The organism is Porphyromonas sp. KLE 1280 (assembly GCF_000700805.1).
Classification (GTDB): Bacteria; Bacteroidota; Bacteroidia; order Bacteroidales; family Porphyromonadaceae; genus Porphyromonas; species Porphyromonas pasteri.
The window spans coordinates 28,300-42,966 of the sequence record NZ_KL362962.1 but is presented as its reverse complement, the minus strand read 5'-3'; the positions used below and the strand labels follow the sequence as shown (position 1 = coordinate 42,966).

The following is a 14,667-nucleotide window of genomic DNA, read 5'->3' as shown; positions in this document are numbered from 1 at the left end:
GTATTTACTTGGGAGCTACAATGGGCTCAATAGCACTCGAGGCGATCCAGCCCTCTGTACCATCGCCCAGTGAGAACTGCTGGTATTCGCCTACGGACTTGCCTACAAGGCGAAGGCGCGTACCCTCATGCAGCTGAGTCTTGACCGTCCCCTTCCCGCTGGGAGAGGAATAAACATTCACCTCGGGCTGCGTAATGACAGCCTTCTCTCGAGCCGAGCGCTCGGCATACACCCAGTGCAGGATCAGCGCCCCGACAAAGGCTGTCAGGACGAAGCTCCCCAGCGCCGTATAGAAGGCGATACGCTTACCACGGCGTGTGCGCCCCAGAGCAAAGGCTACGCAAGAGCCGATAGCCAGAGCAAAGAGCACAAGAGCAAGCGGGAGGAGTACGGTGAGTGGCAGGGAATAGGCGACCTTAGCCCCCGTAAGTGTGAACCAGCTCTCCGCATCGGGGAGCTTATCTATGGTCTTCTTGATGAGGACAGCACGCGCCTCGGCAATCGCCTTATCACGGGGATCCAAGAGCGTAGCACGCTCATAGCTCAGCACCGCATGCCCGAGGTCACCCAGCAGATAGTAGCAGTTACCGAGGTTGGCATAGCGCGTGGAGCTCTCGCCTGAGGTCTTGATCTCCTCCTCAAGAGCGGCAGCAGCCTCACGGTAGCGCCCCGCAGCGAAGAGACTATCGACAGAGATCTCCGCCTTCTCGGTAGCCCCGAGGTGGAGCGTCGAGATCAAGCAAAGTAGGGAAAGAAATATCGTACGCATAGTAAAGGGGCTAAAGCTTGTGACTATCGATAGCGCCGATGACCTCAGCAGCTGTATCATACAGCGCCTGCATATCCCCCTCCTTAGCGGGAGCATAGCGGGCGAACTCAACTTCATCGATGACCTGTGTGAGGCGCGTGATCGTCTCCTCATCCAGCCCACGAGTGCGCAGGATCTCAGAGACCGAGCTACGACTCAGCTCAGAGATAGGCAGACGGAGCTTATCTCCGAGATAGCCCCAGAGTGCACGTAGCGCCTCCTCGTAGAAGGCATCACGCTTACCCGCCTTGAGGAGCTTATGAGCCGTGCGCAGGCGCTTAGTAGCCACCGAGCTGGCACGCGAGGCCTTGTACCCCAAGCTGTCAGCACGCAGACCACGCTGGCGAGCGATGACGAGATAGGCGATGAGGCCGAGAAGTGCGATAAGGGGGAAGAGCAGAAGATAGCTCCAGCTCGTCGCCCAGCGAAGACCCTTAGGAGCGGAGACCCCTTCGGTGTCATGGAGCTGACGCAGGAGCTGCTCCTGCTGGCGGAGGCTACCGCGATCATCCGACGCAGTCTCAGGGCCCTGAGCCACATTCAGCGAGAAGGTCTGTGAGCGGAGTGTCTCATAGCGCCCCAGCTTGGGGTCGAAGTATGAGAAGGTCAGTGCAGGGATCGTCACCGAGCCCGTACGACGAGGGATGGCGAAGTACTCGATGATCTTCTTACCATAGACCTCGGTAGCGGAGACCTTCTCCTCATACGTCTCCTTCGGATCATAGACCTCGAAGTCCTGAGGGAAGGCTATCGCGGGGCTGATGACCTGCTTGAGGTTGCCCGTACCCTCGAGAGTCAGGCGAATCGTCACCGACTCATTCGTCTTAGGGGTCTTCGTGAGGAGCTCGGCACGCATACGGAAGGAGCCGACGGCACCAGAGAAGTCCTTGGGCTGCCCCTCCGTGGGGAGTGGGCGCACCTGGATGGTCACTGGAGCTGACTCCACCGTGCGGTCAGCGAGTACCGCCGAGCCAAAGAAGGGATCGTCACTGGCCTGAGGCACGGGGACGCGGATACCGATCTTAGATGAAGGGATGGTGAGCGTACCACTTCGCTGGGGGAAGAGTACCTCACTGAGGATATCTACCGTACGGTAGTTGCGCCCCTGATAGGTCTCGAGCTGGAGCTGACGACGACCATCATCAGCCTGCTTCTCGGAGAGGAAGCCATCATATTGGGGGGCTTCGAAGGAGTTGATATCAAACTCCGTCGTCGCATAGAGCTTGTAGCGTATGGGGAAGGCCTGCTTCTCATAGACAACGGTAGCCCCAGGAAGCGCGCGGAAGAAGTAGCTACCTGTAGTAGTAGCCCCACCAGACTGAGAGCGACCTGCTGGAGCATTCTTATCGGGAGGGAGGACGCGCACCGTGGCACCATGGACATTGACACGCTTACCACCGATAGTAGCCGTAGCCGCTGGGATCGTGATGCTCCCCGTACGCTCTGCCATGAGGGTGTAGGTGAGGCTCACCGAGGAGGTCGAGCTATTGCGTCCGTTGATACTCTGGAAGCTACTCATCTGCTGGCGAGCGGGCCCATAGAGGACCTGCAGGCCTGCGACCTTAGGCTCCGTGACACGCTCGAAGTCTTCACTACCCGAGTAAGTATAGCTGAGCTGGAACGATGCTCCCTGGACTACAGTCTGCGGCACCTCGACACGCACCACCTGAGCCCTAAGACCAAGTGGCAAGAGGAGGAGGCAGAGGGATAGGGCAAGGCTGCGCCCTACGAAGGCTACTGACTTCATCGAGATTACCATCTCTTCTTATTCTTATTACTACTATTCTGCTGCTGACGCTGCTCCAGCTCTACACGACGACGCGTCTTATCGTCATCGGTTCGGAAGGAGCGAAGGATCTGCTCAGCCTGTTCCTTCGAGAGCTCTCCGGAGCGCTGCTCATTGGGCTGGCCCTGCTTATCCTTCCCCTGCTGGGGCTTCTGGTCAGGCTTATTCTGATCTTTCTGCTGGTCCTGCTTGGTATCTTGCTTCTGCTTATCCTTGTCCTTATCCTTATTCTGATCTTGGCCCTGCTGGCTCTGTGACTTATTATTCTTGTTCTGCTGCTGCAGGAGCTTCTGCGCTAGGGCAAGGTTGTAGCGCGTATTGTCGTCCTCGGGATTGCGGATCAAGGCTTCCTCATAGGACTGGACGGCACTCTGATAGTCCTTCTTCTGCATCGCCACATTACCGAGGTTGTGCAGGACACCAGCCTGCTGGCGTGGCGTGAGACGTGGATCTTGAGCAGCACGCTCCAGATAGTCCTTAGCTTCGTCATAGCGTCCCTGCCCGTAGGCAGCTGCTGATATACCGAAGTTCGCCTTCCCTGAGAGGCTGTCACGGAGCAAGGCACGACGGTACTCCTGCGTAGCTCCCGCATAGTCCTTGGCTTGATAGAGCTTATTGGCGCGGCGTATATAGGACTTGAGCCCCTGAGCATAGAGCGAAGAGCCGCCCAGCACAAGGAGAACAAGATAGAGGATGGCAATCTTACTTCTCATGACCGAAGATATTATGACGGATGAGGAACTTATTCTTGCGTCCCATAATGAAGAACTCGATGACGAGCAGCACCAGCGCTGCCCAGAGCCAAGGCTCGAAGGCCTCTGCGGCACCATTGCCCGACCGTGAGGAGATCGAAGCGCGAGGGAGCTCCTCCAGCTGCTTCTCTACCTCCTTGACGACGGTAGACTGTGAGGTCGAGGAGACGAAGATACCCGCACCAGCATCAGCGATCTGCTGACACATCTCGGGATTGAAGCGGGTGACGACCATATTCCCCGAGTCATCGGTGAGGTTACCCTCCGATGTAGGGATAGGGCCACCCTTGTCGGTACCAATACCTACGACATTGATATGGATACCAGCCTTCGCAGCATCCTTCGCAGCCTCGGTGGCATTGTCCTCGAAGTCCTCACCATCCGTCAGGACGATGATCGCTTTCCCCAGATCCTTGCGGTCGGAGAAGGACTGACGAGCAAGCATGATAGCTTGACCAATAGCCGTCCCTTGGTCCGAGAGCATATCGGGCGAAATATCGGAGAGGAAATCCTGAGCTGTAGCGATGTCCGTAGTGATCGGGAGCTGAACAAAGGCACTCCCAGCAAAGACGATCAGTCCCACACGGTCCGAGCGCATATTCTCCAAGAGGCGGGAGATCGAGCGCTTAGCAAAGTCCAGTCGGCTGGGAGCGACGTCCTGACAAAGCATAGAGTTTGAGATATCGAGGCAGATCATCGCTTCGATACCCTTGTCATCTGTCCCCTGGTCGCTACTACCCGCCAGCTGTGGGCGAGCCAAGACGACGATCATGAGTGCACCTGCGATGAGGAGCAAGAGGTCACGTAATACGTACTTCTTCCCCGAAGCCAGAGGTGCAAGAGCCTGCCCCAGCTCCTTGTCGGCAAAGCGCTTGAGCATCTGACGACGTCGCCAGTAGGCGAAGAGCGAGAGAGCCAAGAGCGGCAGGAGCGCAAAGAGCAGGTAGAGGTATTCGGGTGAATGGAAATGGATATTCATCGTCTTACGGATTGGTGCGTAGGATCGTCGAGCGCAGGAGGTACTCCAGGAGAAGGAGGAAGGCTGCAGCGAGGACGAAGATGAAGAACTCCTCGTAGGTCGTATGATAGTTCCGCGTCGAGAGCTTGGTCTTCTCCAGCTGGTCGATCTTCTTGTAGATCGCAGCGAGCGACTCATTGTCTGTAGCACGGAAGTAAGCCCCGCCAGAGACGTCAGCTATCTGCTGCATCGTGGGCTCATCGAGGTCGACAGGCATATTGCGCACGACCGTACCGAGCGGGGTCTGTATGGGATAGGGTGCCTCACCAGCCCCCGAGCCTACACCGATCGTGTAGATCGATATGCCGAAGGTCTTCGCCAGATCAGCAGCCATCTTCGGGGAGATATTCCCCGTATTGTTAGCACCATCCGTCAGCAGGATGATGACCTTACTCTTGGTCTTGCTGTCCTTGAGGCGGCTGATAGCCGTGGCAAGCCCCGAGCCAATGGCCGTCTGGTCAGCAATGATACCCGTCGTCATCTCCCGAAGGCGGTTGATGAGGGTCGCATGGTCTTGTGTCAGCGGACAAGCCGTGAAGCTCTCACCAGCGAAGACGACGAGGCCGATATTGTCATTCGGGCGATTGGCGATGAAGCGCATAGCGACCTCCTTAGCAGCCTCGACACGGTTGGGCTGGAAGTCCATCGCGAGCATACTCGTCGAGATATCCATGGTGAGCATGATGTCGATCCCCTCGACACGATCCTCGCTCCATGATGAGGAGCTCTGAGGGCGAGCCAAGGCCACGATGATCAAGCCCAAGGCGAGGAGACGCAGGGCGAAGAGCACGTGACGCAGGTAGACACGAAGGCCGCCACGTACGCCACTGATGAAGAGAAGCGAAGGTACACGGAGCGAGGCCTGCTGACGCCGACGCCATACGATATAGATGATGAGGAGCGCTGGGAGCAGAAGCAAGAGCCACAGCAGCTGAGGATGAAGGAAGGTCATTCGGCCACCTCCTTTCTCTCGGCTTCCTGCTTAGCTTGCTCTTCGAGCCATGCTAAGTGGAAGGCCTTTGTCTGCTCCTGAATGGAGCGAGTCACCTGCTCAGCCTCACTACGCTGTGGGAGGCTCTTAGCGAACTTCACAAAGTCTGCCTCTCTGAAGAGGCTCTCGATCGTGCGACGGTAGTCGCTACTCAAGGGATAGGCCTGTAGCTCGTCAAGCAACTCGCTGGAGGTCTTCTCCAGCGCATCAAAGTGCAGGATGTCTCCGAGGTAAGAGCGCAGTGCCCCCGTAAGCTCGGAGTAGTAAATCTTGAAGTCTTGCTGATCCTCGAGACGCAGACCCTTGAGGGCACCCACTCGGCGCAGGAAGATCTCGAAGGCAGTCGTCGGAGGCTGGTAGACAGGCTCGGGCTCCTTCATATACTCCGCTCTACGCTTGTACTCATAGATGAAGAGGAGTACGAGGGCAATGAAGATCGCCACGTAGGTGATCCAGCTCGTCCAGATGATCACGAGGATATCCCACAGCGTGTAGGGCTCGTCCCACGGATCTTGGATAGGCTTGAAGCGATCGGGATGCTCGAGGTCAACCTCGGGTGAGATGACGTTGAGGGCAAGGGGCTTGGAGACGGCACTCCCCGAAGGCGTCTCAACTACGATCGGAGGGATCGTGATGAGCGTCGAATCAAAAGAAGTGATGATCATTCGCGCCTTGATCTCCTGGATCGTCCCACCGACATTGATCGTATCGAGTGCGCCGAACTCCAGGATGCGGAAGCGCTCCGTCCCCGTCGAGTCCTCGACGAGGTGGAAGCGTGTGGCAGCGAGGTTATCCGTGCGGATGGTCATCTCGATGGCCGCACGCTCCCCGATACGGATCTCGGAGCGGTCGAGGTGGGTCTGGATCGACACACGCTGTGCCGCTGCCTGACCACCGAGCCCGAGGAGAGCCAGTACAAGGATATATAGATACCGTAGTCTCTGCATGGTTGGATTAGGATCTACGTCCAAATAGTTTGATCAGCTCAGGCACATAGTCCCCGTCAGTAGCGACCTCGATGTGGTCGACTCCCGATCGAAGGCAATGGCTGCGGAAAGTCTCTTCCTGCTCTCGCACACGCTCGGCATAGATACGAGCCACTCGACGCGAAGAGGTATCGACCCAGCGCTCCTGCCCCGTCTCCGCATCGTAGAGGCGAAGGAGCCCCATACGTGGGAGCTCCAGAGCCCCTTCGTCGTAGGTACGGATAGCCACGAGGTCGTGACGGCGAGCCGTGAGAGAGAGCGTCTGACGGTAATCCTCGCCCCAGTGGTAGAAGTCGGAGATGAGGAAGGCCGTACAGCGGCGCTTGATGAGCTGATTGAGATACTTCAGAGGCACATTGAGGTCCGTAGCACGGCGCTGCGGCTCGAAGCTCAAGAGCTCACGTATCAGATAGAGGATGTGCTTGCGCCCACTTCTCGCAGGGATGAAGAGTTCGACTTGGTCGGTGAAGAAGATCGCACCGACCTTGTCATTATTCTGTATCGCGGAGAAGGCCAGGGTCGCTGCGATCTCGGCATTGAGCTCGCGCTTGGTCTCGACGCGGGTACCAAAGTCCGTACTCCCCGTCATATCGACCAGGAGCATCACGGTCAGCTCACGCTCCTCCTCAAAGACCTTGACGAAGGGGTGGGCATAGCGTGCCGTGACATTCCAGTCCAGGTCACGCACGTCATCGCCTATCTGATAACCACGTACCTCGCTAAAGGCCATACCTCGTCCACGGAAGGCGGACTGGTACTGCCCCGCAAAGACCTGCTCCGAGAGGCCACGGGCCTTGATCTCGATGCGGCGCACCTTGCGTAGGAGGTCGGAGGGCTGAAGTTTGGATTTCATCATGCTACTTATCGTGCTAAGTTCGTCACTCCCCTATACCACCTATATATAGGTATAGGGGCACATCGGCTACGGAGCTTCATCAAAGAGGGGAAGCCCCGCTCACTGCCGACTAAGGTACCTCGACACGATTCAGGATCTCCTTGATGAGCTCATCAGAGGTGAGATCCTGAGCTTCGGCCTCATAGGAGAGGCCGATACGGTGACGCAGCACATCATAGCATACCGCACGTACATCCTCGGGGATGACATAGCCACGGCCCTTCATGAGGGCATAGGAGCGGGCAGCCAGTGCTAGATTGATCGAAGCACGGGGTGAAGCACCGAAGGAGATGAATGACTTGAAGTTCTCCAGCCCATAGTCAGCGGGCTGACGGGTAGCGAAGACGATATCCACGATGTAGCGCTCGATCTTCTCGTCGATATAGACCTCAGCAGCCAGACGACGCAGCTCCAGGATGTCGGCGATGCTGACGACGGGGCGGATCTGCTGGCTCTCGGGGCGAATCTGCTGGCGAATGATCTGAGCCTCTTCCTCCTTCTTGGGGTAAGAGATCAGGACCTTGAGCATGAAGCGGTCTACCTGAGCTTCAGGGAGGGGGTACGTACCTTCCTGCTCGATGGGGTTCTGCGTCGCCATGACGAGGAAGGGGTTGGGGAGCTTGAAGGTCTCATCACCGATGGTCACCTGATGCTCCTGCATGGCCTCAAGCAGGGCGCTCTGCACCTTAGCTGGGGCACGGTTGATTTCGTCCGCGAGGATGAAGTTAGAGAAGATAGGTCCCTTCTTCACGGAGAAGTCCTCTTGCTTCTGGCTGTACATCAGGGTACCCACGACGTCAGCAGGCAGGAGGTCTGGAGTGAACTGGATACGCTTGTAGTCAGCGCTGATGAGCTGTGAGAGCGTCTTGATCGCCAAGGTCTTGGCCAGCCCAGGGAGCCCTTCGAGGAGGATATGCCCTCCAGAGAGGAGGCCGATGAGTAGCGAGTCGATCAGGTGGCTCTGCCCCACAATCGCCTGATGCATACCTGTACGCAGGGATTCAATAAGGTGGCTACGGCGCTCAATCTCGGCGGTGAGTGCGCGGATGTCTACGGATTCCATATGGTTCTATTACGTTTATCTGTCTATCTAAAATATGCTATGCGATACGCCTCATCTACCGATGTAAAGAACGCTGTAGTACCAACGCCCGGTTGATTGAATTCGTATCTCCTGCATTTATCTGATACTTAGAGGCTGCGGGTAGCGTTATGACCGCCCCTACAGGGATATTATCGGGGTCCTTGAGCTGGGCTCTATTCTCCTCATAGATGTAGACCCAGAAGGCCTTATTCCCATACTTTTTCAGTGCCAAGCGCGAGAGGCGATCCCCTGGACGGAGGCGCACACGCTCGATGGTCTCAGCTGCCGAAGAGGCAGTAGAAACAACAGCTTCAGAAGGTGCTACAGATGAGGTAGCCTCCTCTTGAGTCGCGATAGAAGTCGTCTGTAGGGTGTCAGTCTCGTCTATGGTCTGTGCGGGTACAGCTGGCACGGCTGGAGCTGGACTGGGCTGGACAGCCTCCACCGCAGCTGAAGCCTTGTCCTTCATCTCCAGCTCGGGCTGTATAGAGAGGAGATAGATGAAGAGACAGAAAGCCATCGCTATACCCAGCGCTACGAATACCCATACCAGCATGCGGGGATGAGTCTCTTGGTCTATGAAGGGATCTTCCTCTACGGGCGCCGTCACTGCGACAGAGGGGGCGGGCTGAGGAGCTTCGATAGGAGCTTCGTCTACGGGAGCTGGGAGGATTTCTTCCTCGACGACAACTGCTGGTGACTCGGGCTGCTGCGGCTCTTCTGTCACCACAGGCTCTACCACCTCCTCGACTACGGGAGGTGTAACTGCCTCCTCCTGAATGGACTCACGAGGGGCAAAGAGCACCTCAATAGGCTCGACCTTCGTCAGCTGATCCAGCTGGTCGATCTCACGAAGCTCCAGATCTGGGCTCGAAGAAGACGGGGCGACCTCTACGGGCGCAAACATACTGAAGGGCTTATTCAGCGCCGCACAGAGCGCCTCGGATGGGAGGAAGCGATAGCCACTCCGCTCGCCCGATTCCGCCGTGATCGGCGTAAAGCTCCCGAGGCCCGCCCAGACAATCTGAATGCCCTCATCATAGAGCGCTCGCCAGAGCGTGGGGATAGCACGGAGCCATGTAGCGACCTGCTCAGCCGAGACGTGGGTAGCCTCTGAGAGTGCATCACGTAGGAGGTCGATGGAGAGGCTGGTCACGCCACGATCTTCTAAGGGACGTAGCCCAAGCGTCAAGCGAGGCGGGATGAGCCACTGCTTACCGTCAGCTGTACGAGCGACATACTCTCTATGCTCCTCGAGCTTCCACTCCCCGATCTCGGGGAAGGTCAGCGACAGCCCCGACAAGAGGCGCTGCTCTACCTGCTGGCAGAGGGCGCGCCAGAGCTGCTGCGAAGTCTCCAGCTGCACAGCGGCGAGCTCAGCGAGGCGTACGTACCAAAGTTCCTCCTGTAGCATCTCTTACTGGGCCAGCTGGCCGTATAGGTCAAAGGTATCTGCCGAGGTGATCTCCACAGGGTAGAAGTTCCCCACCTGAAGGTTGGGAGCATCCTGCTTCGAGATCAAGACCTCTTGGTCTACCTCGGGTGAATCATATTCGGTACGACCGACGAAGTACTCCTCTTCATTGCGGTCGATAAGCGTCTTGAAGGTGCGGCCGATCTTCGCCACATTCAGCTCTGCTGCAATCTCTTCCTGAGTCGACATCAGGCGATCCATACGCTCCTGCTTCACCTCAAGGGGGATATCATCAGCGTAGGTCTCGTGGGCATAGGTCCCCATCTCATGCGAGTAGACGAATGCACCCATACGATCGAAGCGGATATCACGGACGAACTGCAGGAGCTCCTCGAAGTCCTGCTCTGTCTCCCCAGGGTGACCCGTCATAAGGGTCGTACGCAGGTGGATCCCTGGCACTTCCTCACGCATATAGCGCAGGAGGTCATAGGTCTCGGCCTTCGTCACACGGCGACGCATAGCACGGAGCATCGGGTCGCTGATATGCTGGAGGGCGATATCGAGGTAGTTGCAGATATTCTCGCGCTCACGCATCACAGAGAGGATCTCACGGGGGAAGTCCGCGGGATAAGCGTAGTGCAGACGAAGCCACTCCAGCCCCTGCACATCGGAGAGACGCTGTAGGAGCTCGGCAAGGCTATTCTTCTTATAGATATCGAGCCCGTAGAAGGTCAGATCCTGGGCGATGAGCTGGATCTCCTTGACACCCGAAGCCACGAGTGACTGGGCCTCTGTGACGAGGTCCTCCATCGGACGGGACTTGTGCTTCCCCGTGATGATAGGGATGGCGCAGTACGAGCAGCTGCGATTGCAGCCCTCGGAGATCTTCATATAAGCGTAGTGCGCGGGCGTCGTGATACTACAGTTACCCCCGAGCGGATCATTGTGGTAAGCCTTACCTAAGTCCGTCAGAAGGTTCTTCCAGTTGAACTTCCCATAGTAGCCGTCCACCTCGGGGATCTCGGCCTTGAGCTCATCCATGAAGCGCTCCGTCAGACAGCCCATGACATAGACCTGACCGATACGGCCCGTCTTCTTGGCCTCGACCATCTTCAAGATCATATTGATAGACTCCTCCTGCGCATCACCGATGAAGCCACAGGTATTGAGTACGACGATCTCGCCATTGACGGCACCGGAGTTGTGGTGCACGACATAGCCGTTTGCTAGGAACTGGCGGATGAGCTGCTCAGAGTCGACAAGATTCTTGGAGCACCCCAGGGTAATTACATCTACTTGGTTCTTTCTCATTCTCCGAATAGGGAGTCAACAAATTCTTTCTTTCTGAAGAGCTGGAGATCTTCTATACCTTCCCCCAGCCCGATATACTTCACGGGGATCTTAAACTGGTCAGAGATACCGATGACCACACCACCCTTGGCCGTGCCATCGAGCTTGGTGATCGCCAGCGCATTGACCTCGGTAGCAGCAGTGAACTGCTTGGCCTGCTCGAAGGCGTTCTGCCCCGTCGAGCCGTCGAGTACGAGGAGTACTTCATCGGGAGCATCAGGTACGACCTTCTGCATCACGCGACGGATCTTCGTCAGCTCGTTCATCAGCCCGACCTTGTTGTGCAGACGGCCTGCTGTGTCGATGATCACGACATCCGTACCGGCCTTCACTGCGGCGCTCAGCGTATCGAAGGCGACCGAAGCAGGATCAGCCGACATGTGCTGACGGATGATGGGTACATCGACGCGCTTAGCCCAGATATCGAGCTGCTCGATAGCGGCGGCACGGAAGGTATCTCCTGCGCCGAGCATCACCGAGTAGCCCTGCTGCTTGAACTGATAGGCGAGCTTACCGATGGTCGTGGTCTTCCCCACGCCATTGACCCCGACGACCATGATGACATAGGGCTTCTTACCTGCAGGCAGGGCGAAGCTCTCGCCGTCGGTAGAGCCGTTCTCCGTGAGGAGCGAAGCGATCTCACTGCGCAGGATACCCGTAAGTTCCGAGGTGGAGACATACTTGTCACGTGCTACACGCTCCTCGATACGGCGGATGATCTTCAGGGTCGTCTCTACGCCGACGTCGCTGGTCACGAGGACGTCCTCCAGCTCATCGAGCACGGAGTCATCGACGGTGCTACGCCCAGCGACGGCACGTGCGAGCTTGGAGAAGACATTCTCCTTGGTCTTAGAGAGCCCTTCGTCAAGCGTCTCTTTTTTCTTCTTAGAGAAGAGTCCGAATAGTCCCATTGTTCTTGCTTGATAGACGTGAGGGGGGAGCTCCTAGGCCTCGCAGCTGGTGCAGGTGACGAGGTTGGTGATCATGTCCTTAGAGACACTATTGCTCCGCTGGTAATACAGACCCTTGATGCCGAGCTTCCAGGCCTCGATGATGAGGCGGTTCACCTCCTTGATAGGCATCTCGGGGGGGATGTTGAGATTGAGGCTCTGCGACTGGTCGATGAACTTCTGTCGGATAGAGGCCTGTACGATGATGTCCTTCTGGGAGATCTCTCGGAAGGTCTTGAAGACCTCCTTCTCCTCGGGGGTGAGGAAGTCCAGATGCTGTACCGAGCCTGCGTTCATCATGATCTCGCGCCACACCTCGTACGTATCCTTGCCCTTCGACTCTAGGAGCTGACGAAGGTAGATATTCTTGCGGATGAAGTTGCCCTTAGCCAGACCAACCTTATAGTAGTTGCTTGAGTAGGGCTCTATGCCTGGGCTGACCTGACCAAGGATGGAGGACGAGGAGGTGGTAGGAGCGATCGCTATACGAGTCGTATTGCGATACTTCACCCCGGGATAGCCCCCTTCCTCGAAGATGGGGGCTGGGCCAAGGAGCTCGGCTAGACGGCGACTCTCCTCCGTGGTTTTCTCCTGTATCGAGCGGAAGATCTCGGTGGTCAGTGCGTTGGCTCTGAGGGAGCCGAAGGGGATCATCTTGCTCTGTAGGTAGGAGTGCCACCCGAGGACACCGATCCCGATGGCACGGTGGCGCTTGGCAAAGTTTGCTGCGTACTTCAGGAACTTCTTGCCATCAGTCTTGGCGATATACTCCGAGAGGATCCCGTCGAGGAACATCACTGCTAGCTCGGGCAGGTTGCTATCCTTCCATTCGTCATATAGGGCGAGGTTCAGCGAGCAGAGACAGCAGATAAAGGTCTCCTTGTCTGCGTCGGGGAGTGCGATCTCGCTACAGAGGTTGCTGTGGGTAATATTACAGCCTAGATACTGGTAGATCTCGGGCTTGTGGATATTGTTCGTGTCACTGAACCAGATATAGGGTAGCCCCTTCTGCACACGAGACTCCAGCACACGAGCCCAGATACGTCTCTTCTCTGCGTCCCCCTCGATCATCTCTACCATCCAGTAGTCGGGGACACAGACGGCGTAGAAGATGTTCTGTAGGTCACTACCTATATCCTTGATGCGAAGGAACTCCTCGATGTCCGGGTGGTCGATGTCCAGATAGGCGGCGAAGGAACCTCGGCGTGCCCCTTGGGTCACCACGGTCATCACCGTGTCGAAGAGCTTCATGAAGGACACTGCGCCCGAGGACTTCCCATTATTGGTAATGGAGGCTCCTCGTCCTCGGAGGTTGCCGAAGTAGGCAGAGGTACCTGCCCCGAGCTTGGTGTGCATCATCACCTCCCCGAGCTTGGTCGTGATGTCAGAGATACTATCACCGATATAGCAGCCTTGGCAAGAGATGGGTAGACCACGTGAGGTACCTGCATTGGTCCAGATGGGGGAGGAGAGGGAGAGCCACCCCTTGTAGATAGCGTCCTTGAAGGCTTCCTTCAGCTCTGCCGTCCCTACCGTCTCTCCTAGGTAGTGGCATACGGAGGCCGTGATCCGCTCGATAGCGTCATGGATGGTCTCTCCATTGAGTAGATAGCCACGGTCGAGGACGGCCTTAGACTCCTCGTTGTACCACCAGGGCTCTTGTCTAGAATAGGTCATTGGCTGTGATGGGTTTGTCGTGCTTGGTGTAGGCGGTCGGACGCTTGGCGAAGAAGTCGTCTAGGTCGTTGGCATAGACATATTCGTCGAACCACTGCATGGGCAGATACTCCTCCGTCGAGATGTTGTATACCTTAGGATAGCCCATCTGGCTGAGGGCATTGTCCACACGGTGCTTCATGAAGGCGAGCATATCCGCCTGTGTGTAGAACTCCAGTTCGCCGGGCTCGTAGATCCATCTCAGGAGTTCCTCCTCATAGGCGAGGTAGTGGCGCACCATCCGCTCTACCTCCTGGCTAGAGAGTCGCTGCTCGGGGTACTCCTGGAAGATCTGGTTGATGATGTACACCCCGGCATCAGCGTGGCACTGCTCGTCCACACTACTCCAGGAGACCATGTTGGCGGTGTTCTTGAGGATCCCACGGAAGTGGGAGAATGCCACCATGTTGGCAAACTGAGAGAAGAGCGAGGAGTTCTCTATGACGATAGTGAAGAAGAAGAGCTTGTGGATGAAGTCCTGTGCCCCTCCTAGATGTTCGTCCGTGAGCTCGAGCTTACGGCGAAAGACGGGTATCTCTAAGAGGTTCTTGAACTCACTCTCGAGCCCCACCACCTCCAGCAGGCGGGCGTAGGCCGAGGAGTGACGACACTCTGACTCGCTGAAGGTCGCCCCGAGGTCATTAAACTCGGGCTTAGGCAAGAACTCGTAGAGCTTACCCCAGAAGGTCTTCACCGTCACCTCTACCTGTGCGATAGCCAGTAGGCTACGTTTGATGACCTCCCGCTCGCTATCGCTGAGGAGCGTCTTGTAGTCTTGGATGTCGTCACTGAAGTCTACCTCGGAGTGCACCCAGAAGGTGCGGTTCATATTATCGATGAACCGCTGCACCTCGGGGTACTCAAAGGGCTTGTACTCCGTACGCTTGTCGAAGATCATGTTGTCTCGTTACTTGTTT

The 14,667-nt window shown here is 56.9% G+C and carries 13 protein-coding genes; all 13 read right to left on the bottom strand.

The window, feature by feature from the left end; translation table 11 throughout:
• Positions 1–4 precede the first annotated feature (4 nt).
• On the bottom strand, positions 5–769 hold the full coding sequence (locus HMPREF1121_RS00175) for a tetratricopeptide repeat protein (RefSeq protein ID WP_044114151.1): 765 nt from the start codon (positions 767–769) through the stop codon (positions 5–7).
• Positions 770–779: 10 nt separating this feature from the next.
• On the bottom strand, positions 780–2,555 hold the full coding sequence (locus HMPREF1121_RS00170; protein ID WP_232223698.1) for a BatD family protein: 1,776 nt from the start codon (positions 2,553–2,555) through the stop codon (positions 780–782).
• A 5-nt stretch (positions 2,556–2,560) separates the two neighbouring features.
• Positions 2,561–3,307, bottom strand: a complete 747-nt coding sequence (locus tag HMPREF1121_RS00165) for a tetratricopeptide repeat protein (protein WP_044114149.1) — start codon at positions 3,305–3,307, stop codon at positions 2,561–2,563.
• The gene (locus tag HMPREF1121_RS00160; RefSeq protein ID WP_044114148.1) at positions 3,297–4,325 is read right to left on the bottom strand and encodes a VWA domain-containing protein; all 1,029 of its coding nucleotides are present in this window, start codon (positions 4,323–4,325) and stop codon (positions 3,297–3,299) included. The genes HMPREF1121_RS00165 and HMPREF1121_RS00160 overlap by 11 nt, the downstream gene beginning before the upstream one ends.
• Positions 4,326–4,329: 4 nt before the next feature.
• Positions 4,330–5,316, bottom strand: a complete 987-nt coding sequence (locus HMPREF1121_RS00155) for a vWA domain-containing protein (protein WP_044114147.1) — start codon at positions 5,314–5,316, stop codon at positions 4,330–4,332.
• Positions 5,313–6,302, bottom strand: a complete 990-nt coding sequence (locus HMPREF1121_RS00150; protein ID WP_009432356.1) for a hypothetical protein — start codon at positions 6,300–6,302, stop codon at positions 5,313–5,315. Before HMPREF1121_RS00150 ends, HMPREF1121_RS00155 begins: the two co-directional genes overlap by 4 nt.
• Positions 6,303–6,309: 7 nt before the next feature.
• On the bottom strand, positions 6,310–7,197 hold the full coding sequence (locus HMPREF1121_RS00145) for a DUF58 domain-containing protein (RefSeq protein ID WP_009432332.1): 888 nt from the start codon (positions 7,195–7,197) through the stop codon (positions 6,310–6,312).
• 109 nt (positions 7,198–7,306) lie between these two features.
• On the bottom strand, positions 7,307–8,299 hold the full coding sequence (locus tag HMPREF1121_RS00140) for an AAA family ATPase (RefSeq protein WP_009432350.1): 993 nt from the start codon (positions 8,297–8,299) through the stop codon (positions 7,307–7,309).
• A gap of 55 nt (positions 8,300–8,354) precedes the next feature.
• On the bottom strand, positions 8,355–9,734 hold the full coding sequence (locus HMPREF1121_RS00135) for a LysM peptidoglycan-binding domain-containing protein (protein ID WP_044114146.1): 1,380 nt from the start codon (positions 9,732–9,734) through the stop codon (positions 8,355–8,357).
• Positions 9,735–9,737: 3 nt separating this feature from the next.
• Positions 9,738–11,045: a 30S ribosomal protein S12 methylthiotransferase RimO gene (gene rimO, locus HMPREF1121_RS00130; RefSeq protein ID WP_044114145.1), complete on the bottom strand. Its 1,308-nt coding sequence runs from the start codon at positions 11,043–11,045 to the stop codon at positions 9,738–9,740.
• Complete coding sequence (gene ftsY, locus HMPREF1121_RS00125) at positions 11,042–11,995, bottom strand: signal recognition particle-docking protein FtsY (RefSeq protein ID WP_009432317.1); 954 nt, start codon at positions 11,993–11,995, stop codon at positions 11,042–11,044. Before ftsY ends, rimO begins: the two co-directional genes overlap by 4 nt.
• A 33-nt stretch (positions 11,996–12,028) precedes the next feature.
• Positions 12,029–13,711 carry a ribonucleoside-diphosphate reductase subunit alpha gene (locus tag HMPREF1121_RS00120; protein WP_044114144.1) on the bottom strand — a complete coding sequence of 561 codons (1,683 nt, stop codon included), beginning with the start codon at positions 13,709–13,711 and terminating at the stop codon, positions 12,029–12,031.
• Complete coding sequence (locus tag HMPREF1121_RS00115) at positions 13,698–14,648, bottom strand: ribonucleotide-diphosphate reductase subunit beta (RefSeq protein ID WP_044114143.1); 951 nt, start codon at positions 14,646–14,648, stop codon at positions 13,698–13,700. The genes HMPREF1121_RS00120 and HMPREF1121_RS00115 overlap by 14 nt, the downstream gene beginning before the upstream one ends.
• Positions 14,649–14,667 lie beyond the last annotated feature (19 nt).